This window comes from Micromonospora sp. NPDC007271, assembly GCF_040634005.1.
In the GTDB taxonomy this organism is placed as follows: domain Bacteria; phylum Actinomycetota; class Actinomycetes; order Mycobacteriales; family Micromonosporaceae; genus Micromonospora.
In genome coordinates, this window is sequence record NZ_JBEYER010000052.1 from 26,635 (window position 1) to 45,799 (window position 19,165).

23 protein-coding genes, 1 tRNA gene and 1 riboswitch are annotated in these 19,165 nt (G+C 72.0%); of the genes, 12 read left to right on the forward strand and 12 right to left on the reverse strand.

The features are described 5' to 3' along the window. Positions 1 to 82: 82 nt before the first annotated feature. The gene (locus ABZ570_RS19605) at positions 83 to 733 is read right to left on the reverse strand and encodes a septal ring lytic transglycosylase RlpA family protein (protein WP_358065191.1); all 651 of its coding nucleotides are present in this window, start codon (positions 731 to 733) and stop codon (positions 83 to 85) included. A 198-nt stretch (positions 734 to 931) separates the two neighbouring features. On the opposite strand from ABZ570_RS19605, the gene ABZ570_RS19610 reads away from it, so the two are divergent. Both ABZ570_RS19610 and ABZ570_RS19615 read left to right on the forward strand, forming a co-directional pair. Then, positions 932 to 1,483 (forward strand): phosphoribosyltransferase, encoded by a 552-nt coding sequence (locus ABZ570_RS19610; protein WP_358065194.1) that lies wholly within the window; start codon positions 932 to 934, stop codon positions 1,481 to 1,483. A gap of 49 nt (positions 1,484 to 1,532) precedes the next feature. After that, positions 1,533 to 2,552, forward strand: a complete 1,020-nt coding sequence (locus ABZ570_RS19615) for a questin oxidase family protein (protein ID WP_358065197.1) — start codon at positions 1,533 to 1,535, stop codon at positions 2,550 to 2,552. Here ABZ570_RS19615 and ABZ570_RS19620 read toward each other — a convergent pair. Beyond that, positions 2,545 to 3,060, reverse strand: a complete 516-nt coding sequence (locus tag ABZ570_RS19620) for an alpha/beta hydrolase (RefSeq protein ID WP_358065200.1) — start codon at positions 3,058 to 3,060, stop codon at positions 2,545 to 2,547. The two genes, ABZ570_RS19615 and ABZ570_RS19620, sit on opposite strands and share 8 nt — an antisense overlap. Before the next feature lie 110 nt (positions 3,061 to 3,170). On the opposite strand from ABZ570_RS19620, the gene ABZ570_RS19625 reads away from it, so the two are divergent. Continuing rightward, positions 3,171 to 3,605, forward strand: coding sequence for an ASCH domain-containing protein (locus ABZ570_RS19625; protein WP_358065203.1), 435 nt, complete (start codon positions 3,171 to 3,173; stop codon positions 3,603 to 3,605). Between the two features lie 72 nt (positions 3,606 to 3,677). Here the strand turns inward: ABZ570_RS19625 and ABZ570_RS19630 are convergent, their stop codons facing one another. Both ABZ570_RS19630 and ABZ570_RS19635 read right to left on the reverse strand, forming a co-directional pair. Beyond that, a complete protein-coding gene (locus tag ABZ570_RS19630; protein WP_358065206.1) occupies positions 3,678 to 4,556 on the reverse strand; it encodes an LLM class flavin-dependent oxidoreductase in 879 nt (292 codons plus the stop codon). A 56-nt stretch (positions 4,557 to 4,612) separates the two neighbouring features. After that, positions 4,613 to 5,668, reverse strand: coding sequence for a MerR family transcriptional regulator (locus ABZ570_RS19635; protein WP_358065209.1), 1,056 nt, complete (start codon positions 5,666 to 5,668; stop codon positions 4,613 to 4,615). Between the two features lie 93 nt (positions 5,669 to 5,761). Here ABZ570_RS19635 and ABZ570_RS19640 point away from each other — a divergent pair, with 93 nt between their 5' ends. Further along, a complete protein-coding gene (locus ABZ570_RS19640; protein ID WP_358065212.1) occupies positions 5,762 to 6,082 on the forward strand; it encodes a hypothetical protein in 321 nt (106 codons plus the stop codon). Here ABZ570_RS19640 and ABZ570_RS19645 read toward each other — a convergent pair. Together ABZ570_RS19645 and ABZ570_RS19650 are read right to left on the reverse strand one after the other, a co-directional pair. Further along, positions 6,069 to 6,629 (reverse strand): NUDIX domain-containing protein, encoded by a 561-nt coding sequence (locus ABZ570_RS19645; RefSeq protein ID WP_358065215.1) that lies wholly within the window; start codon positions 6,627 to 6,629, stop codon positions 6,069 to 6,071. The genes ABZ570_RS19640 and ABZ570_RS19645 overlap by 14 nt on opposite strands. A 33-nt stretch (positions 6,630 to 6,662) precedes the next feature. Beyond that, entirely contained in the window at positions 6,663 to 6,908 is a 246-nt protein-coding gene (locus ABZ570_RS19650) for a hypothetical protein (protein ID WP_358065218.1), read from the reverse strand. A gap of 168 nt (positions 6,909 to 7,076) precedes the next feature. Here ABZ570_RS19650 and ABZ570_RS19655 point away from each other — a divergent pair, with 168 nt between their 5' ends. From ABZ570_RS19655 to ABZ570_RS19675, 5 genes are all read left to right on the forward strand, one after another. Then, positions 7,077 to 7,433, forward strand: coding sequence for a DUF1801 domain-containing protein (locus ABZ570_RS19655; protein WP_358065221.1), 357 nt, complete (start codon positions 7,077 to 7,079; stop codon positions 7,431 to 7,433). After that, the gene (locus ABZ570_RS19660; RefSeq protein WP_358065223.1) at positions 7,430 to 7,813 is read left to right on the forward strand and encodes a VOC family protein; all 384 of its coding nucleotides are present in this window, start codon (positions 7,430 to 7,432) and stop codon (positions 7,811 to 7,813) included. Before ABZ570_RS19655 ends, ABZ570_RS19660 begins: the two co-directional genes overlap by 4 nt. A 29-nt stretch (positions 7,814 to 7,842) precedes the next feature. Then, entirely contained in the window at positions 7,843 to 8,334 is a 492-nt protein-coding gene (locus ABZ570_RS19665) for a GNAT family N-acetyltransferase (RefSeq protein WP_358065226.1), read from the forward strand. Positions 8,335 to 8,402: 68 nt separating this feature from the next. Next, a complete protein-coding gene (locus tag ABZ570_RS19670; protein ID WP_358065229.1) occupies positions 8,403 to 8,735 on the forward strand; it encodes a hypothetical protein in 333 nt (110 codons plus the stop codon). Positions 8,736 to 8,863: 128 nt separating this feature from the next. After that, positions 8,864 to 9,289 carry a hypothetical protein gene (locus ABZ570_RS19675; RefSeq protein WP_358065232.1) on the forward strand — a complete coding sequence of 142 codons (426 nt, stop codon included), beginning with the start codon at positions 8,864 to 8,866 and terminating at the stop codon, positions 9,287 to 9,289. A gap of 176 nt (positions 9,290 to 9,465) precedes the next feature. On the opposite strand, the gene ABZ570_RS19680 is transcribed toward ABZ570_RS19675, so the two are convergent. Next, positions 9,466 to 9,539 (reverse strand) — tRNA-Gly (locus ABZ570_RS19680). Between the two features lie 244 nt (positions 9,540 to 9,783). Here ABZ570_RS19680 and ABZ570_RS19685 point away from each other — a divergent pair. Then, entirely contained in the window at positions 9,784 to 10,767 is a 984-nt protein-coding gene (locus ABZ570_RS19685; protein WP_358065235.1) for a zinc metalloprotease, read from the forward strand. A 66-nt stretch (positions 10,768 to 10,833) separates the two neighbouring features. Here ABZ570_RS19685 and ABZ570_RS19690 read toward each other — a convergent pair whose 3' ends face one another. Beyond that, positions 10,834 to 11,379, reverse strand: coding sequence for a pyridoxamine 5'-phosphate oxidase family protein (locus ABZ570_RS19690; RefSeq protein WP_358065238.1), 546 nt, complete (start codon positions 11,377 to 11,379; stop codon positions 10,834 to 10,836). Positions 11,380 to 11,457: 78 nt separating this feature from the next. Here ABZ570_RS19690 and dcd point away from each other — a divergent pair, with 78 nt between their 5' ends. Then, positions 11,458 to 12,036, forward strand: coding sequence for a dCTP deaminase (dcd, locus tag ABZ570_RS19695; protein ID WP_358065241.1), 579 nt, complete (start codon positions 11,458 to 11,460; stop codon positions 12,034 to 12,036). A gap of 71 nt (positions 12,037 to 12,107) precedes the next feature. Here the strand turns inward: dcd and ABZ570_RS19700 are convergent, their stop codons facing one another. After that, positions 12,108 to 13,040 (reverse strand): NlpC/P60 family protein, encoded by a 933-nt coding sequence (locus ABZ570_RS19700; protein ID WP_358065244.1) that lies wholly within the window; start codon positions 13,038 to 13,040, stop codon positions 12,108 to 12,110. A 114-nt stretch (positions 13,041 to 13,154) separates the two neighbouring features. Beyond that, positions 13,155 to 13,290, reverse strand: a riboswitch (cyclic di-AMP (ydaO/yuaA leader). 206 nt (positions 13,291 to 13,496) lie between these two features. On the opposite strand from ABZ570_RS19700, the gene ABZ570_RS19705 reads away from it, so the two are divergent. Further along, on the forward strand, positions 13,497 to 15,545 hold the full coding sequence (locus ABZ570_RS19705) for an N-acetylmuramoyl-L-alanine amidase (protein ID WP_358065247.1): 2,049 nt from the start codon (positions 13,497 to 13,499) through the stop codon (positions 15,543 to 15,545). A gap of 62 nt (positions 15,546 to 15,607) precedes the next feature. On the opposite strand, the gene ABZ570_RS19710 is transcribed toward ABZ570_RS19705, so the two are convergent. From ABZ570_RS19710 to ABZ570_RS19720, 3 genes are all read right to left on the reverse strand, one after another. Beyond that, positions 15,608 to 16,618: a C40 family peptidase gene (locus ABZ570_RS19710; protein WP_358065250.1), complete on the reverse strand. Its 1,011-nt coding sequence runs from the start codon at positions 16,616 to 16,618 to the stop codon at positions 15,608 to 15,610. A gap of 170 nt (positions 16,619 to 16,788) precedes the next feature. After that, positions 16,789 to 17,793, reverse strand: a complete 1,005-nt coding sequence (locus tag ABZ570_RS19715; RefSeq protein ID WP_358065253.1) for a hemolysin family protein — start codon at positions 17,791 to 17,793, stop codon at positions 16,789 to 16,791. Then, entirely contained in the window at positions 17,786 to 19,090 is a 1,305-nt protein-coding gene (locus ABZ570_RS19720) for a hemolysin family protein (RefSeq protein WP_358065283.1), read from the reverse strand. Before ABZ570_RS19720 ends, ABZ570_RS19715 begins: the two co-directional genes overlap by 8 nt. Positions 19,091 to 19,165 lie beyond the last annotated feature (75 nt).

Below are 19,165 nucleotides of genomic sequence, written 5' to 3' on the forward strand. Positions count from 1 at the left end.
GGTGAATGAACCTGACCCGTCAGCTGAGGATGTTCTGCCCGGCCGGATCGCTCCATCGGCCCGATCGCCGCCGGTCACGCGGTCAGCCGAGCACCTCGTAACGGACGGTCACCTCGCCGAGATCGGTGGAGGCGATCGCCGCGAAGGCGGCGCGGGACAGGTCCAGGCACCGGCCGTCGATGTACGGGCCGCGGTCGTTGATCCGGACGATGACGGACTTGCCGTTGGCGGGGTTGGTCACCCGGACCTTCGTGTCGAACGGCAGCGTCTTGTGCGCGGCGGTCATGGCGTTCGGATTGAAGGTCTCCCCGTTCGCGGTCATCTGACCCTCGTCGTAGAAGGACGCGCCGCAGGAGCCACTGTCGACGACCTTCGGCGCGGGGGCGGCCTTCGTCGCCGTCGGCTTCGGGCTGGCGGTGCGGGTCTTGCTGCGCGACGCCGCCTGGGTACGGGTCGCCTTCGGGCTGGCGGTGGCCTTCGGCGAGGGGCTGGTGCTCGGCGAGGCGGACGCGCTGGGCGTGGCGGAGGGGGAGGCCGAGGTGGGGGCGGGAGCGACGGGCAGAGACTCCGCGACGGCGGGCTCCGCGAGGGCGGACTCGGCGGCGGGCTCGCCCGAGGTGAGCTGGACCACGCCGACGGTGCCACCGACGGCGAGCAGGACGCCGACGGCTGCGGTGGCGGCGATGCCGGCGGGCGAGGAGAACTTGCGGGTACGGAGATGCCTACCAGCCACCGCCCGGTCCTTTCGTCAGCTGAACAAACCGGGTCGGACCGTAACGAGAGAAGCACTTCCGAAGTCAACGTGATCACGGTGCTATGCCCGCATTTTCCCCGATACGTGTAGCCGATCGCCCGAGCATGACTCGGATGAAAGGAGGAAGGCTCGCCGGTCGAGGGGTGGTGCGCGATCGCCTGGCGTTGGTGCCCGAGGATGGGTGACGTGCTGAGCCGACGCCTGGTCGAGTTGTTCCACTGGGTCGACCCCGGTCCGGGCAGCAGTCATCTGGTCAGCGACACCTCCGGCTGGTGGCGGGATCCGGAGGTGCTGGCCGGGGTCGGGCCGGCCCTGGCCGGCCTGTTCCCGGCCACCCGACCGACCGTGGTGATCGCTCCCGAGGTGACCGGGCTGCTGCTCGGCCCCCTGGTCGCGGTGGCCACCGGCGCCGGTTTCCTGCCGGCGTACAAGGAGGCCGGCCAGCGGCGGCGGGTCGGCCCGATGCGCTGGGCCGAGACACCGCCGGACTACCGGGGCCGGCAGCTACGCATCGGCGTGGACGCCCGCCGGCTCGGCCCCGCCGACCGGGTGCTGCTCGTCGACGACTGGGTGGCCACCGGTGCCCAACTGGACGCCCTCGACCGGGTGGTCCGGGACAGCGGGGCGGAACTGCTCGGGACAGCCGCGGTCGTGGCGACGTGTCCGCCGCACGTGGCCGCACGGCTCCGGTTGCGCGCGCTGCTCACCGGGGATCAACTGCCCGGCTGAGCGGACTCGGGGTTGACCTGAAGGGCGGTTGAACTTCGAGGATCACCGCATGGGCGACGACATCCTGGACGACGCGTACCAACGGTTGCACCGCACCGGACCGGAATACGAGGGCTGGCTGTCGAACCACGGGCCGATGGCGGTCGAGGCGCTGGCCCGGCACGGCCACGGCGCTCGGGTGCACCGCTGGCTCGACGACTACCTGCGCCGGCTGGACGATCGGCCGCGCGGGCTGCGGCCGATCGACGACTGGCGGGCCGCGCTCGGGGACCCGAAGCGGGCCGGCGACTGGCTCGCCCACTTCGACCGCGAGGTGCGCGAACGCCCCTGGCGGGAGGTGCTGGGCACCTGGTGGCCGCGGCTGCTGCCGGGCATCGCGGCCGGAGCCACCCACGGGGTGATCCGGGTCGGGCACGCCGTCCGGGTGCTGCGTACCGACGGGGTGAGCCCGGAGCGGCTCGCCGAGCTGGGCCAGGCGCTCGGCTACTGGGCCGCCCGCTGGCAGCCGGTACCCGGGGCCGGCCCGCTCACCGGCCGGTCCGGCGTGACGGAGGCACTGGCCGGCCTGCCCCGGATCCCCGAGCAGACCGGCGGCATCCGGGAACGGCTGGGCCGGCTGCCGGACGTACCGGAGTGGTCCGACGCGGCGGTGGCGCTGCGCCCGCCGGCAACCCCGGCGGAGGCCGAGCGGACCCTCACCGAGCTGGTGCACCGAGCCGGCCTGGACTACCTCCGGTTCGGGCACGGCAACCCGGTGATGCTGGTGCACGCGGTGACCGCCCCGACCGCGGTGCTGCGTACCCTGCCGGCTTTGGACCACGCACTGTGGGCGCCGAGCGTCGCCGCGGCCTGGTCGGCCACGGCCGCCGTGACCTCGGTGTACGCCCCACCCGCGCCGGCCGCCCCACCAGCTGTCACGCCAGGAGGGCCGGCGGAGGTGTTCGCCCGGGCGGCCCGGCACGGCGACGCGCACGTGGTGAAACTGGCCGACGCGGTGCTGGACGCGCACGCGGCAACCGGCGACGCCGAGGTCCTGGCGGCGGCCGGTTACGCCGGCCAGCTCATCTGAGGAAATCCTCCACGGCGGTGCAGACCCGGCCCAGGGCCTCGGCCGACCGGGCCAGCGGGCCGGGCACCAGCATCGAGTGGTCGGCCTCCGGCACCTCGAGGACGTACGGGGTGAGCCGGCGTGCCACCGCGCCGTCCCAGGACGGGTCGGCCGTGCCGCCGACCAGCAGGAACGGCGCGGTCGCCCGGCCGAGCGCGGCGGCCACGTCGGGATTGTCGAGCAGCGGGGTCAGCCAGACCGCGCGCAACCCCCGGTCGGCGGCGAGCGGGGCGGCGAAGCTGCCCAGCGACTTGCCGACGAGCAGGTCGCCGCCGTCGGCAAGGACGGGCGTCACCTGCTCGGCCACCCAGCCGGCGGCCCGGTCGAGGCGCAGGTCCCCGGGCACCTGCCAGGTCACCTCATGGACGTCGAAGCCGAGGCGGCGCAGCGCCTCCCCGGCGTACGCGAAGAGCGGGGCACGCGTGTCGTAGCCCCGGCCCGGGACGAGCACCGCCCGCCGGTCCGCCATGGTCGCCTCCTCGTCGTGTGGCCGGCCCTCACGCTAACGTCCCCGCAGCCCTCCGTGGGGGACGCCAAAATTTCGCGACGGGGCGCCGGCCGACGGATAGCCTCGGCAGGATGTGGCCCCGCATCGGTGGACTTCGCACCCTCGCCCTCGGCACGCCCGGCGAGATGCGCGCCAACCTCAACGCCCTCGTGCTGGCCGGGGTGAAGACCGCCACGGCCGGCCTGCTGACCCACGAGTACGCCGACGAGAACGAGGAGCTGGAACACGTCGGCGAACGGCTGGTCCTGGTCGACGATCACGACGCGCTGGTCGGCGTCGTCGAGGTCACCGGCGTCGAGGTGGTCCGCTTCGCCGACGTCTCCTGGGACTTCGCCCGTTCCGAAGGGGAGGGTGACCGGTCCATCGAGGAGTGGCGGGAGGGACACCGCCGCTACTGGGCCCGGGAGGGCTTCCCGGTCGACGACGACTCCCCGCTGGTCTGCATCCGGTTCCGGCTGACCTCCGCCGGGGACGGCGGCATCAGCACCGGCGACCTCGGCACCTGAGGGGTAAGGAGGAGCCCCTTCTCAACGTTTCCGGTAGAGCAGGGGCCCCTTCTTCACAACCGCTGGCCCGGATCAGAGGCGGCGCAGCTCGGGCAGCAGGGCCGTTGCCGCCGCCAGCACCGCCTCGTCGCCGGCGTACCAACTGCTCGCCCGGGGCCAGTGGGTCACCACGTCGGTGAAGCCCAGCCGGGCGGCCCGGGCGACCTGCTCGGCGAAGAAGTCCACGCCGGTCAGCGAGAAGACCGGTGCCGAGTCGAGCGAGAGGTAGCGGTCCAGGGTCGCCGGGTCGCGGCCCGCCCGGTCCAGGATCACCTCCATCCGGGCGGCGAGATCCTCCACGGACATCCACCAGCTCTCCAGGTCGTCGCCGCCCAGACCGGTGGTCACCCAGCCCTGACCGAACCGGGCCGCCAGCCGCATCGAACGGGACCCGTTCGCGGCCATCACGAACGGGACCCGGGGCCGCTGCACGCAGCCGGGGTTGTTCCGGGCGTCCACGGCGGCGAACCATTCGCCACGCCAGGTGGTGCCGTCCTCACGCAGAATCAGATCCAGCAGCTCGGTGAACTCGGCGAACCGGTCGACCCGCTGCCGCGGCGGCAGGGTCTCCCCGCCGAGCACGGTGGCGTCGAAGCCGATGCCGCCCGCGCCGAGGCCGAGCAGCAGCCGGCCGCCGGAGACGTCGTCCAGCGCGGTCACCTGCCGGGCGAACGCCGCCGGGTGCCGGAAGTTGGGCGAGGCGACCAGCGTGCCGAGGCGGATCCGCGAGGTGACCGTCGCGGCGGCGGTCAACGTGGTCATCGAATCGAACCAGGGACCGTCCACCAGGTCCCGCCAGCCCAGATGGTCGTACGTCCAGGCGTGGTCGAAGCCCCACTCCTCCGCCTGCCGCCAGCGCCGCCGCGAGTCCGACCAGCGTTGGTCGGGCAGGATCACAATGCCAATCCGCATGATCGCCAGCGTACGGCCCGCAGCGGCCTTGCCGGTTCGGCCGGTCGGGTGCGCGGCTACGCCGACACGACGTCGGCGACCACGCAGGCGACGTTGTCCGGCGCGCCCTCGGCGTACGCGAGGTCGACCAGGCGCTCGACGGCGGTCTCCGGGTCATCGGTGCCGGCGAGCGCGTCGTGCAGGGCCTCCTGCCCGACCACGGCGGAGAGCCCGTCGGAGCAGAGCAGGTAGCGGTCGCCGACGAGGGCGGTACGCAGCGCCAGGTCGGCCTCGACGTGGACGCCGCCCCCGAGCGCCCGCACCAGCAGGGCACGCCGGGGATGCCGGGTCGCCTCGGTCGGGCTGAGCCGGCCCTGGTCGACCAGCGACTGCACGTAGGTGTGGTCCTGGGTCAGCCGGGACAGCTCGCCTCCGCGCAGCAGGTACGCCCGGGTGTCCCCGACGTGCACCAGGGCCAGCTGCGACCCGCGGCGCAGGATCGCGGTGAGGGTGGTGACCGGCTGGTGCCCGTCGGTGGCGGTGGCGCGTACCGTGCGGTCGACCGCCGTCACCGCCCCGGCCAGCGCGGTGAGCAGCTCGGCGGTCGGCGCGTCGGCGAGTTCCAGTGGTCGGAGCGCGTCGACGGCGGCGGCGCTGGCCTCGGCGCCGCCTGGGCCGCGCATGCCGTCGGCCACCGCGATCAGGGTCGGGCTGGCGTACGCGGTGTCCTCGTTGGAGTCCCGGACGGTGCCGGTCTCGCAGCGGACCGCGTACCGGAAGGTGGTTTCGGACCTGGTGGGCGTCCTCTCGGCGAGCTGGTCGACGAGGAGCGCGACGACGCGACCGCGAGCCGCCGTGTCCGCGCTGACCCGGCGCCACCAGGCGTCGACCGCCTCGGCTGCCGCCTGCGGCGGCAGGCCGCAGACGGCCCGGATGTCCGCGAGCGGCATCCCGGCCCGGCGCAGGGCGGAGATCAGCCGGGCCCGGTCGAGCTGCGCCGGCTCGTAGTACCGGTAGCCGGAGTGCGGGTCGACGGCCGCGGGCGGCAGCAGCCCCAGCTCGCCGTAGAGCCGTAACGCCTTGGGCGTCAGTCGCGCCGCGCGGGCGAACGCACCGATGGTCAGCAGCTCCACGAACGCATCCTCCTCGGGCCGGTCACGGCGGCCGGCACGGACCACGCTCGGCTCTGCCCGAGGGGCAGGGTCAAGGCGATCCCTCCCGCGCCCGTGCCGGAGACGGAGGCCCTGGCCACCGCCCGGCAGCGACTGTGGGCCGCCGGCTGGCGGGTGTACGAACCGAGCGCCAAGCGGGTCCTTGCTGTCTGCAGCCCGCCCTGCAGGTCGGCGAGCGAGCCAGCCGACATCGTCCTGGCGGCCCGCCAAGGCGACACCGTGCTCCGGGCGACCTTCCACGGCCCGAGCTACGGCTCGTACCTCAACCTCGAGGTGCAGCGGGCGGCGCCGCCGGCGGTCCTGCCCGCGGCTGTGCTGGCCGTCGCGCTCCTGCCCGGGAAAAACCCCCGGCCGCTGATCGTCAAGGCGAACTGAGCTTGGCCAGCATCCGGCGCAGGTGCGGCTCGACCACCCCCGGCGGAGCGCCGGCCAACTCCCGGAGCGTCCACCAGCGGACGCCCCGGAACTCGCCGGGATCGGGCACCAGCCGCTGGTCGCGGCTGCCGCTCAGCACGTACCAGAGGCTGACGTCGGTGTGCCGGTGCTCCGGGGGCCCGACCGTCTCCGTCACGGTGAGGAAGGCCGGGCGCTCGCCGAACCCTGGGGCGAAGACCGCGGGCACACCCAGCTCTTCCCGCACCTCCCGGCGTACGGTCTGCGTCGGGTGCTCGCCCGGCTCGACGTGGCCGCCGCTGGGCAGCCACATCCCCGCGTTGCGGTGGTCGACCAGCAGCACCGCGCCGTCCGACTCGTCCCGGAGCAGGAAGTAGGCCACCAGGTGGGGTGAGGGGGTACGCGGCTTCCGCCGGCGGAAGATGTCGTCCGTCCCGGCCAGCCAGGCCAGGGTCTCCGCCCGATGCCGTGCCTCCAGTTCGTCGCCCGGCGTCAGCTCCTCGACCAGGGCCCGGATCTCGTCCCGCACGCCCCGAATGCTGCCACCCGGGTCCGACAGCCGTCACTCACCGGACGCGCGGTTGGCGTCGGTCGCGGCGCGGACGAACTCGCGTACCCGGGTGGTGGTGTTGCTGGCCAGCCACACCGGCCCACGGCAGATCGGCGGCGCGTCGCGGATCGGCACGTACGCCAGGTCGGGCCGGGGATGGTAGAGCCGCGTCTGCTCACCCACCGGCAGCACACCCCGGCCCATCGCCACCAGCGACAGCATCTCCGAGAAGGTGTTGCCGACCGGACCCTTCGGCACAGGCCGGCCCGACGGGGTCCGCGGTCAGGAACGTCTCGACCTCGTACCGTTCCAGCACGCCGACCCCCATCGTTGAATCCGGGTCAACGATCGTAGTCCGATCACGGCTTGGTCGGCGGCGCGGGCGCGACGAGGGTGGAAGGCGACCCCTTCGAGGAGAGGAACCCGATGGACGCCGTCAACGACTACCTGGCTGGCCTCGACGCTCCGCTGCGCGAGACCGGCGAGAAACTCCGCACCGTCATCGAGGCCGCGCTGCCGGAAGCCCCCGGCGCGATGTGGCAGGGCCACCCGGTCTGGGGGCTCGGCGATCGGCCCGGCAAGACGCCGGTCTGCCTGGTCAAGGCGTACTCGTCGTACGTCACCTTCGGATTGTGGCGGGGGCAGGAGGTCGGCGACGTCTCCGGCCGGCTCGTTCCGGGCGCGCGGCGGATGGCTTCGGTCAAGCTGCGTACCGTCGACGAGATCGACCCGGACCTGTTCACCGGCTGGCTCCGCCAGGCGTACGCCCTTGAGACGCGATGAGCGCGGTGCGGGTGACGGCCTTCGACCACCTGGTCCTCACCGTCGCCGACGTGGAAAGGTCCCTCGACTTCTACTGCGGCACCCTGGGCCTGACGCCGGTACGGGTCGACCGTTGGCGGGCCGGAGAGGTGCCGTTCCCGTCGGTACGCGTCGACCCGGAGACCATCATCGACCTGGTACACGGCACGCCGAGCGGGCCGAACGTTGACCACATCTGTCTGGTGGTGGAACCGCTGGACTGGGCAGCGGTGATCGACTCGGGGGTGTTCACCGTGCTGACCGGGCCGGTGCCGCGGTTCGGAGCGCGGGGCACCGGCACCTCGATCTACGTACGCGACCCGGACGGCAACACCGTCGAGCTGCGCTGGTACCCCCAGTAGGTCGTGCTGTCCGTTGCTAACGTGGCGCGATGCCCGAACTCCAGCGGCTCGATGTCCGCCATGCCCCTGCGCTGCTCCGTTTCGAGCAGGAGAACCGGGCGTACTTCGCGCGATTCGTGCCGGATCGGGGCGACGACTACTTCACCGGATTCGCCTCCCGCCACGCGGGCCTGCTCGCGGAGCAGGCCGCTGGCGGGTGCCACTTCCATGTCTTGATCGACGATGACGGGGCGGTGCTGGGGCGGTTCAACCTGGTCGACGTCGCCGACGGCAGCGCCGACCTGGGCTACCGGGTGGCCGAGCGGGCGACCGGGCGCGGCGTGGCGCAGGAGGGCGTCCGCCGCGTCTGCGAGCTGGCCCGGGACGAGTACGGGCTGCGCCAGCTGGTCGCGTCGGCCGCGCTGGCGAACCCGGCCTCGCTCGCGGTGCTACGGCGCAGCGGATTCGTTCCGGTCGGCGAGGTGCTGCTCAGCGGGCAGCCCGGTCTCCGGCACGTCCGCGACCTGACCCCGAAGCCCTGAGTCGTGCCGCGCGATCTCGCGGCGCATATCGATGGCGTTCGCCTCGGCACCTGAGCCACCATGCCGACGTGACCACCGACGAGAAGCTGCCCCTCGCCGATGTGCTGGCGCTCCAGCAGCTGGCCTACCTGCGACAGCGCTCGCTGGGCAGCACGCGCTACCGGGCCACCGGACAGCTGTGGCTCCAGGTGACTCCCCGGGAGCTCCACTGGAGCCGACCCTCGGTGTTCGATCCGCACTTGGACTCGATCCGGCGCAGTCTCGCCACCTTCGAGCGACTCGCCCACCGCCGCGACCCCGGTGCCGAGAATGCCTGGCAGGCCGTACTCGCGGCCGTGGATCTGCTGCTCGCCGAGGCTCGTCAGCGTGCCGGGCACCGCATCCGGCCAAGGCGGGCCTGACCGCCCGCTCAGTAACGACTCCTTCGCGGCCGCGCGGCGGGACCGCCCGGACCTCGTCGCGAGGATTAAACAAGATCGGGTTGCTCCGGTGTCTCCGCCTGTCCTCCGCGCTTCGTATGCTCCTGATCATGATCGATGACGGACCCAGCTCGCGCCCGCCGCTCACGCGCGTGCCACGTGCATTGATCGCCGCGCTGCTGCTGGTGGGGGTGGCGGTGCCGTCCGTCATCATCCGTGAGCTGATCGAGGCCGGGACGGGGCACGGCCCGCTCGCGGATCTCGGCTGGATCGCGGTTCCCATGATGGTTACGGCCTGGCTTGCGCCGCATGCCTCCTACCGCCGCCGAGACGCGCTCTGGTGGTTCGTCGGTCCGGTAGGACTCTTCATTTTCGCGGTGATCGCCTGGCGGCTGGCCTCACTGCCCTACCGGGACTGGGCGCCCCGACCCGATGAGGCACCTCGAATGCGCTGGCTGCACAGCGGTCAGCAGGCCGGGTTGTGGTACCTGCCTGAAGCGGCGAAGAACAGCTCACCACCCGATCGGGCACGGTGACCGCCCCGAGCCGTGCCCGAGGACTCGCCGCGAGCGCGACGAGCACATCGCTGACGGCCCCGGCGCAGATCAAGCGGAGCAGAGATCGGGCACGTAGCGGGCACGGCCAGCGCAAGAAGCGGTAGCAACGATCAAGGCCCCAGCCAGGGAATCTGTCCTGAGCTGGGGCCTCTCGTTGGAGCGGGTGACGGGAATCGAACCCGCACTGTCAGCTTGGGAAGCTGATGTTCTGCCATTGAACTACACCCGCAGGCGGCACCACTGTACCTGAGGTCACCGCCGCCGTGCACCCAGGTACCCTCAGCGGGCCTCCCCGCCCTCGCCGAACCAGCCCAACCCGATCTTGAGACCCCGGCCGGCCAGGAGCGGGAAGAAGTTTCACAACGGCAACCCATGGCCGTTTTCAAATTCATCGATCGGTTGTAACGTCACCCCCACGTTCTCAGCCACGGCGTGACATACCCCCTGTCGCGCCGCCAGAAAGAGGTGGGCCCATGGGACTTCGTCCCAACCTGCTGACCCGGCGTGCCGCCGGCGTCGCGTCGACGACCCTCGCGCTGCTGCTCAGCACGGCCACGGTAGGCGTCGCCCCGGCCGCTTCGGCCTTCTCCGCAGCCCCGGCGGCAGGCTGCGTCGAGCCGGCCGACAGCCACGCGGACGCCCGGGTGAAGGCCGGCGGGCACGTCCGGCATGACCCGAACGAACTGACCGCCGCGCAGGTGCGCGAGCGCGAGGCGGACCTGGCCGCGGCCCTGGCCGAGCGGACCCGGTTCCGCGCGGGTGCCGGGGTCACGCCCCTGGCGGCCGTGACCGTCCCGGTCGTCGTGCACGTCATCCAGCGGGACAGCACCCGGGCCGGTGGCAACATCCCGGACTCGATGATCACCCAGCAGATCAGCGTGCTGAACCAGGCCTACAGCGGTGGGACCGGCGGCGCCCCGACCGCCTTCAGCTTCCAGCTCCAGAAGATCAACCGGGTCACCAACCCGTCCTGGTACCCGATCGTCTCCGGCTCACAGGCGGAGCGGTCGATGAAGACCACGCTGCGCGAGGGCGGCAAGAACACCCTCAACATGTACCTGGGCGAGCTGAGCGACAACCTGCTCGGCTGGGCGACCTTCCCGAAGAAGACGCTGGACAAGATGGACGGCGTGGTCGTGCTGAGCGAGTCGCTGCCGGGCGGCACCGCGACCAACTACAACCTGGGCGACACGGGCACCCACGAGATCGGCCACTGGCTGAACCTCTACCACACCTTCCAGGGTGGTTGCACCGGCTCGGGTGACAGCGTCGGCGACACCCCGGCCGAGGCGTCGCCGGCATACCAGTGCCCGACCGGGCGGGACACCTGCACCGCGCCCGGCCTGGACCCGATCCACAACTTCATGGACTACACCTACGACTCGTGCATGAGCGAGTTCACCCCTGGTCAGGCGAGCCGGATGCTGACCGCGTGGAACGCCTACCGCGCGGCGTAGCAGCCCGACGCGGCAAGCCGGTGCCGGTCCCGTCCTGCGACGGGGCCGGCACCGGCTTTTCGCGCTTCAGGCGGCCGGGCGGCGCGTGTCGAAGCCGTGGCGGCCACGCCGCCCCTCGGGTGCGACCGCGGCCCGCCGCGTCGCCCCCGACGACCGAGGGTCGAGCCAGACCCGCACCTGGGGCCGACCCGCGCCGAGATGGGTCGCCTGGTCGCGTCGGGTCACCATCGCCACGTCGACGGTGAACTCGAACAGCCGCCAGTCGACCTGCGGCGCGGCCCGGCCGAGCTCGGCCACCCGCGCCACGGTGGCCGGGTCGGTCACCGGGCGGGCGCGGCCGGTGACGTACGCCTCGTCGTCGCTCTCCTCCGGCGGGAACGAGTGCAGTGCGTAGCGGCCGTCGCGTTCGAGGTCGCGGCGCTTGGGCGAGTCGATGACGAAGCAGTAGAGCCCCTCGTCGGTGATGACCGGGGAGACCGGGTGGACCCGGGGGCCCCCGTCGGCACGGACCGTGGCGAGATAGCCGAAACCCGGCCCGTACTGCTGCAGCAGAAGGCGGATCTCGGCGGCGAGGCCGGGCTCGTCGGCGGCGAATTCGGACCAGGAAGCCATGCGGACATTCTATCGAACAAGTGTACGATCGCGCAGTCCGACACGCAGGCCGCCCGTACCGGTCGCTATGGTGTTCCGATGCTGCTCTCCGACCGCGACCTGCTCTCCGAGATCGAGGCGGGCACGCTCGCGCTGGAGCCCTTCGAGCCCGCGCTGGTGCAGCCGTCCAGCATCGATGTACGCCTGGACCGGCTCTTCCGGGTCTTCAACAACCACCTCTACACCCACATCGACCCGGCGATGCAGCAGGACGACCTGACCTCGATGGTGGAGGTGCCCGAGGGTGAGCCGTTCGTGCTGCACCCCGGCGAGTTCGTGCTCGCCTCCACGCTCGAGGTGATCTCGCTCGGCGACCAGCTCGCCGGCCGGCTGGAGGGCAAGTCCAGCCTCGGCCGCCTCGGGCTGCTCACCCACTCGACCGCCGGCTTCATCGACCCGGGCTTCTCCGGGCACGTCACGCTGGAGCTCTCCAACGTGGCGAACCTGCCGATCACCCTCTGGCCGGGCATGAAGATCGGCCAGCTCTGCATCTTCCGGCTCTCCTCGCCGGCCGAGCACCCGTACGGCTCGGCGGTCTACGGCTCGCGCTACCAGGGGCAGCGCGGCCCGACCCCGAGCCGCTCCTGGCAGAACTGGCGGACCTGGCCGACCCGCTGACCGGCCAGCCCGGTGTTAACAGGGGCCCCCTCCGCTACGGCAGGCGTTAACAGGGGGCCCCTGCTTTCACCTCAGCCGGGGCGGCCGTAGCTGTTGATCTGGCCGTCGTCGACGCGTTTCATCGTGATCGGCTTGCCGGACTGGGAGGCGTGCACCACCCAGCCACCGCCGACGTACATCGCGACGTGGTGCAGGTCGCTGTAGTAGAAGACCAGGTCGCCGGGGCGCAGCTGATCGCGGCTCACCCGCCGGGTGACGTCGTGCTGCTGCCGGGCGTTGTGCGGCAGCGAGACGCCCGCCTTGGCCCAGGCCGCCATCGTCAGGCCGGAGCAGTCGTAGTGGTCCGGACCGGCGGCGCCCCAGACGTAGATCTTGCCGATCTGGGCGCAGGCGAACTTGACCGCGACGCCGGCGGGACCACCCGGGTAGCCGGCGGGGCAGGGCGCCGGGCGCAGTGGGCCGCCGCCGCCGTTGCCGTACACCTTGAGCCGCAGCTTCTGCAGCCGCGCGATCTCGGCGTCGATCTGCTTCTTCCGGGCCGCCAGCTGGGCCTCGGTCCGGGCCAGCTGGGCGATCATGTCGTCCAGCGGCTTCTTCTTCGCGGCCAGCTGGTCGCGCAGCTCGGCCACGGCCTGCACCTGCTGCTGCTGGCGGTACGCGAAGCGGTCGAGCAGTTCCAGGCTGTCGACCAGCTCGCCGGGCGACCGGCTGCCCAGCAGCGCGTTGACGGTGGAGATGTTGTCGCCCTTGTACGCGTCGGCGGCGAGCCCGCCGACCTGCCCGAGGGCCTGGTCGACCTGGGCCTGCAGCGGGGCGATCCGCTTGGCCAGCGCGGCGGCCTGCTTGCGCTTGGCGGCGAGGTCCTCGCGGGTGGCGTTGACCTGCTCGATGATCGGTTCGAGCTTGTTCCAGTCCTGGTCGATCTGGCGCTCGATCTCGGCGACCGATGGTTCGGCGTGAGCCGCCGTGGCGCCACCGGTCAGGATGACCGTGGTGCCGACCACTGCGGCGAGGGTGGTGGTGAAGCGGGACCAGCGTGAACGCGGCGCAGCCGTCGACCGGTGGAGCGACCGGACGGACGGTGGCCGCGGGGCATGGTGTGCCACCAGGCTCCGTACTCCTTCTTCCTGACCGCCTACCGGGTTAGCTGACGGGTTCGGGCGGGAAGGGAGCCGCCCTACCGCACGTGGTGCGGATTCACCCCAGGTACCTGGGTCCCCGGCTCGCCCGCAGGCGACTCGGCGGTGTCCGACCGTCACCACCCGGGCTGGGCGGTGAACCTACCGGTCGACGATTGACCAGACTAGAGAGCGCCGTTATCAATTCGCAACCCGCGACGCCGGGCCGCCGCTGATGAAGATTTCTTTCGGGTTACATCGTTACCCGGAAAGGTATTGACCAAAGGCCATGCGCGAGTGAGGGTGAGGACGCAGTGACCCCCATCCCTATCTGGAGGTTCGATGCACCTCACAGCCCTGCCATCGCGCAGACGGATGCTGCTGGCCGCCGCCGTCGCGGCGGCCACCGCTTTCGCGATCAGCGGTCCCACCGCGGCGGCGCCCCTCACCGCCGGGACCACCGACCCCCAGGACCGCCAGCAGCAGTACGCCGCCGCGGCGGCGGAGTACGGCGTGCCGCAGAGCGTGCTGCTCGGCATCTCGTACCTGGAATCCCGCTGGGACACCCACGCGGGCCAGCCCAGCACCAGCGGCGGCTACGGTCCGATGCACCTGACCGACGCCGCGCAGGTCGCCTCGACCCCGGCCAGCGCCCATGTGGACGAGGACGAGGACCCCCGCGGCGACGAGTCCCGGCCGCTCTCCCTCGACCTGACCGCCGCCGCCGTGCCATCCGGAGACGTCCTGCCCCAGGCGTCGCTGCAGACCCTCGATGCCGCCGCCGATCTCACCGGCGAGTCGAAGGAGACGCTGCGCACCGACGCCCTCGCCAACATCCGGGGCGGGGCGGCACTGCTCGCGTCGTACCAGAGGGAACTGGGTGGGCCGGTCGGGGCCGGCAGTGACCCGGCGGCCTGGTACGGCGCGGTGGCCCGGTATTCCGGCGCGGACACCGAGGACGCCGCGGCGGCCTTCGCCGACGAGGTGTACGACCAGCTCGGCCAGGGCGCCAGCCGGACCACCGACGACGGCCAGCGGGTGACCCTCGTCGCCACGGCGGTGACGCCGGACGAGTCCGGGCTGCACAAGCTCGGCCTGCGCCGCGCCGAGCGGCCGGACGGGATCGAGTGCCCCGTCCGCCTCGCATGCGAGTGGGTGCCGGCGCCGTACGGCGAGTACATCGACAAGAGCGGCAACCTCAACTACGGCAACTACGACATCGGCAACCGGCCGGCGCAGCAGAAGATCGAGTACATCATCATCCACGACACCGAGGGCTACTTCGGCCCGAGCGTGCGGCTGGTGCAGGACGTGACCTACCTGGGCTGGCACTACACGCTGCGCTCGGTGGACGGCTACGTCGCCCAGCACATCAAGGCCAAGGACGTCGGCTGGCAGGCCGGCAACTGGTACGTCAACGCCAAGTCCATCGGCATCGAGCACGAGGGCTTCGCCGGCCACGGCACCTGGTACACCGAGGCGATGTACCGGACCTCGGCGAAGCTGGTCCGGCACCTGGCGCTACGGTTCCAGATCCCGCTGGACCGGCAGCACATCCTCGGCCACGACAACGTCCCCGGCATCACCGCCGGAAACGTCGCCGGGATGCACTGGGACCCGGGCCCGTACTGGGACTGGTCGCACTACTTCGACCTGATGAAGGCGCCGTTCCACTCGACCGGCACCCCGCACACGGGCCTCGTCACGATCGACCCGGACTTCGCGTCGAACAAGCCCGCCTTCAACGGCTGCAACCAGCAGCCCCCGTTCCCACCGGGAGAGAAGGCGCCGCCGACGGCTGAGCCCTGCCCCCTGCGCGGCTCGTCGTCGGTCATCCTGCGCACCGGCCCGAGCCCGACCGCGCCGCTGGTCAACGACCTGGGGCTGCGGCCGAACGGTACGCCGAACACCATGTACATCAAGGATCACGGTGCCCGCGCCTCGGCCGGCCAGACGTACGCCCTCGCCGACGTGCAGGGCGACTGGACCGCGATCTGGTACCTCGGCCAGAAGGCGTGGTTCTACAACCCGGCCTCCGCGCCCACCGCGAAATGGGCGAACGGCTTCGTGGTGACCCCCAAGCCGGGCAAGACCAGGATCCCGGTGTACGGGCGGGCCTACCCCGAGCGGGAGGCGTACCCGTCCACCATCCCGTACCAGGCCATCTCGCCCCTGCAGTACACCTTCCCGGCCGGTCAGCGGTACGCGGTCGGCGGCGTCCTGCCGGGCGAGTACTACCGGGCGGTCTCGTTCGACGGCTCAGCCCCGGGTGACCGGACGGTCGTCCGCGGCGAGCTCCAGTACGTGCAGATCCAGTTCGGCCACCGGGTGATGTACGTCAACCTCGACGACGTGCAGATCCAGCCGGCGGCGGTCGGCGCGCCCCAGTAACCGGCCATGAACGAAGGCCCCCGGTCCGCGTGGACCGGGGGCCTTCGTGCTGTTCGGAAGGCTCAGTAGGGCCGGCGGAAGCCCGCGACCGGCTGGTAGCTGATCGAGCTCACCTGCACCGGTTTGCCGGTCCGGGGTGCGTGCACCATCAGCCCGTTGCCGAGATAGAGGCCGACGTGGTGCAGGTCGCCGTAGAAGAAGACCAGGTCGCCGGGGCGCGCCTCGCTGCGGGACACCGCCTTGCCCTCCCTCCACTGCGCGCCGGTGAAGTGGGTGAGGTAGATGCCCGCCGCCTTGTAGGCGTACTGGGTGAGGCCGGAGCAGTCGAACGAGTTCGGGCCGGTGGCACCCCACACGTACGGGTCGCCGACCTGGGCGCACGCCGTCGTGATCGCGGTCCGGGCCGCCTTGCTCAGCACCCCGTCGATCTTCGGGCAGTTCGCCGGCCGCACCGAGGACACCGGCAGCAACGCGGTCAGTCGCTTGATCTCGGCGTCGATGTGCTTCTTCTTCGCCGCCAGCTCGTCCGCCTGCTTGGCCTGAGTCTCGATCAACTTGTCCAGCTTCTGCTTCTGCGCGTTGTACTTGTCGCGGATGGCGAGCACGCCAGCGACCTGCTTGCGCTGCTGCTCGGCCAGCCGGTCGAGGATGACGAGCTGCTCACCGAGGGTGCCCGGCTTGGTGTTCACCAGCAGGGCGCCGATCTCCTGGGAGGGGCCCGTCATGTAGTAGCGGGCGGCGATGTCGCCGACGCGGCTCATCGCCAGGGCCGACTCCAGCTCCAGCGGCACCATCTTCTTCTCGAGATCCGCCGACTTCTTCTTGTTGACCTTGAGCTGGGCGCGGACCTTGTTGTAGTTCTCGATGGTGGGTTCGAGCTGTTCCCACTGCTTGTCGATCTGTCGATCGATCTCGTCCACCGACGGCGCCGCATGGGCCGGAGCCGCCAGCAGCCCGGCGCCGACCGCGACGGCCGCGACCAGGGTGAGGAGACGGCGTACGACCCGGCGCGCTCCGATCGGTCGGAGCGGGGGGTGGCTCGGGGCGTGACGATCAGGAGGCATGGTTGCCACCGGCACGGACTCCTTTGCAACCGGCCGCTGGGCGCCTCGCGAGAGGGATGGTCGAGGCAGACGACCCACAGCGGTCGGTGCCCCACATTAGGGAAGGCAGGCGGGTGGAATCAAGGCGAGGTTCCACTCAATCACGTTTGCGCGACCGGCCGCACACCAAGGGTATTCATTCACAAACCAACTATTGCCGTCAATACGTCGTCGAGGGTCACCACCCCCAGGGGCCGGCGGCCGTCGCTCACCAGGACCATGTGCCGCCGCTCGCGGCGCATCGCGAGGAGCAGGTCGGCCAGCGTACGGTCGGGCGGCACGACCGCCAGCGGCCGGTAGACCTCCGGTGGTACCGGTGTCCGGCGACTCGCGCCCGCGTACCCGAGCACGTCCTTGACGTGCACGAAGCCGAGGACCCGCCGGGTGGACCGCTGCACCACCGGAAAGCGCGACCGGCCGGTTCGGGTCGCCAGCACCTCCAATGAGGCCGGCGAGACGTCCTCAGCCACGGTGGTGACCGTCGACCAGGGTTGCAGGGCGTCCGCCGCGGTGCGGCTGTGCAGGGCCAGCGCGCCGGTGATCCGGGCGTGCTCCTCCGCGTCCAGCAGCCCTTCGGTACGCGCCTGCGAGACCAGGCCGGCCAGTTCCTCGGCCGTGAACACGGTCTTCACCGTGTCCGTCGCCTCGACCCGCCACAGCCGCAGCACCTGCCGGGCCGACCACTTCATGGCGAGCAGCAGCGGCTTGGTGGCCAGACAGAACGCCAGCATCGCCGGGCCGAGCCAGAGCGCCGACGGCTCCGGCCCGGCCAGGGTGATGTTCTTCGGCACCATCTCGCCGACCACGGTGTGCAGGAAGATCACCACGCCCAGGGCGATCACGAACGCCACCGGGTGCACCGCGGAGGCCGGCAGGCCGAGCGCCTCGAACGGCGCCTCCAGCAGGTGGGCCAGCGCCGGCTCGGCGATCGCACCGAGGCCGAGCGAGCAGACGGTGATCCCGAGCTGCGCCCCGGCGATCATCAGCGGGATCTGGTTCATCGCGGCGAGGGCCCACCGGGCCCGCTTCGAGCCCGCGGCGAGCGGTTCGATCACCGTACGACGGGAGGCGATGAGCGCGAACTCGCTGCCCACGAAGAAGGCGTTGCCGAACAACAGCAGCATCGCGACCAGCAGATCAGCCATCGTCGTCGGGCTCCTCGGGGCGGACCACCCGGACCTGCTCGATCCGGTGCCGCTCGACCTCCACGACGGTGAACTCGTACCCGGCCTCCTCGACCGTCTCGCCGGGGGCGGGGATGTGCCCGAGCCGGGCCATCAGGAAGCCGGCGAGCGTTTCGTACGGTCCCTCGGGCAGCCGAAAGCCGGTCTGCTCGACCAGTTCGTCCGCGCGCAGCACGCCGTCCACCAGCACAGTGCGCTCGCCGCCGGGCACGGTCAGCTCGACCGGGCCGAGGCCGTCCACCGCGTCCGGGTCGAACTCGTCGGCGATCTCGCCGACCAGCTCCTCGACCAGGTCCTCGACGGTCACCACGCCGTCGGTGCCGCCGTACTCGTCCACCACGACGGCCAGGTCCGCGCCGGCCGCCTTCAGGGCCGCGAGCACGCCGTCGAGGTCGAGGCTCTCCGGCACGTACACCGGCTCGCGGGCCACCGCGCCGACCGTCGTCCGCGTCCGCTGCGCCAGCGGCACGCCGAGCGCGTCCGGCACCCCGGCGACCCCGGTGACCAGGTCCAGCGTCTCCTCGTAGACGGGGAACCGGGTGCGGCCGGTCTCCCGGGACAGGTCCAGCAGCTCGGCGACCGTGGCGGTGGACCGCAGCGCGATCACGTCCACCCGGGGCGTCATCGCCTCGGCGGCCCGCTTGTCGCCGAAGCGGATGGTGCGGCGCAGCAGCATCGCGGTGTCGGGTGGCAGCGCGCCGGCGCGGGCCGAGATGGCGGCGAGCAGCCCCAGTTCCTCGGGCGACCGGGCGCTGGCCAGCTCCTCCTGCGGCTCCACGCCGAGCCGGCGGACCAGCCGGTTGGCCGAGCCGTTCAGCAGCCGGATCAGCCAGCCGAACGCCCGGGAGAAGCGCCGCATCGGGCCGGCGGTGCCGAGCGCGGCCGGCATCGGTCGGGCCAGCGCCAGGTTCTTCGGCACCAGCTCGCCGAAGAGCATCGAGATCAGCGTGGCCAGGGCCAGCGCGAGCAGCCCGCCGAACCGGTCGGCGCCGATCGGGCCCAGCAGCGGGGCGAAGAGCCGGGCCAGGGCCGGCTCGGCGAGGTAGCCGGTGAGCAGCGCGGTGATGGTGATGCCGAGCTGGGCGCCGGAGAGCTGGAAGGAGAGTTCGCGCAGCGCCCGGCGTACGGTGGCGGCCCGGGCATCTCCCTCGCCGGCCCGCCGGTCGATCTCGGCGCGGTCGACCGTCACCAGGGCGAACTCGGCCGCGACGAAGAACGCGTTGCCGGCGGTCAGCAGGACGAAGCCGACCAGGGGCAACAGCGTGGTGATCAACAGCCCATCGATGCTCGCCTCACCTCGCGCGCGATTCTTCCACGCGTACGCCCGGGGCAC

Coding starts and splice junctions, on each gene's coding strand:
- ABZ570_RS19610 (WP_358065194.1), top strand. CDS start 932: ATGGGTGACGTGCTGAGCCGACGCCTGGTCGAGTTGTTCCACTGGGTC.
- ABZ570_RS19615 (WP_358065197.1), top strand. CDS start 1,533: ATGGGCGACGACATCCTGGACGACGCGTACCAACGGTTGCACCGCACC.
- ABZ570_RS19620 (WP_358065200.1), bottom strand. CDS start 3,060: ATGGCGGACCGGCGGGCGGTGCTCGTCCCGGGCCGGGGCTACGACACG.
- ABZ570_RS19625 (WP_358065203.1), top strand. CDS start 3,171: ATGTGGCCCCGCATCGGTGGACTTCGCACCCTCGCCCTCGGCACGCCC.
- ABZ570_RS19630 (WP_358065206.1), bottom strand. CDS start 4,556: ATGCGGATTGGCATTGTGATCCTGCCCGACCAACGCTGGTCGGACTCG.
- ABZ570_RS19655 (WP_358065221.1), top strand. CDS start 7,077: ATGGACGCCGTCAACGACTACCTGGCTGGCCTCGACGCTCCGCTGCGC.
- ABZ570_RS19660 (WP_358065223.1), top strand. CDS start 7,430: ATGAGCGCGGTGCGGGTGACGGCCTTCGACCACCTGGTCCTCACCGTC.
- ABZ570_RS19665 (WP_358065226.1), top strand. CDS start 7,843: ATGCCCGAACTCCAGCGGCTCGATGTCCGCCATGCCCCTGCGCTGCTC.
- ABZ570_RS19675 (WP_358065232.1), top strand. CDS start 8,864: ATGATCGATGACGGACCCAGCTCGCGCCCGCCGCTCACGCGCGTGCCA.
- ABZ570_RS19685 (WP_358065235.1), top strand. CDS start 9,784: ATGGGACTTCGTCCCAACCTGCTGACCCGGCGTGCCGCCGGCGTCGCG.
- ABZ570_RS19690 (WP_358065238.1), bottom strand. CDS start 11,379: ATGGCTTCCTGGTCCGAATTCGCCGCCGACGAGCCCGGCCTCGCCGCC.
- dcd (WP_358065241.1), top strand. CDS start 11,458: ATGCTGCTCTCCGACCGCGACCTGCTCTCCGAGATCGAGGCGGGCACG.
- ABZ570_RS19705 (WP_358065247.1), top strand. CDS start 13,497: ATGCACCTCACAGCCCTGCCATCGCGCAGACGGATGCTGCTGGCCGCC.
- ABZ570_RS19715 (WP_358065253.1), bottom strand. CDS start 17,793: ATGGCTGATCTGCTGGTCGCGATGCTGCTGTTGTTCGGCAACGCCTTC.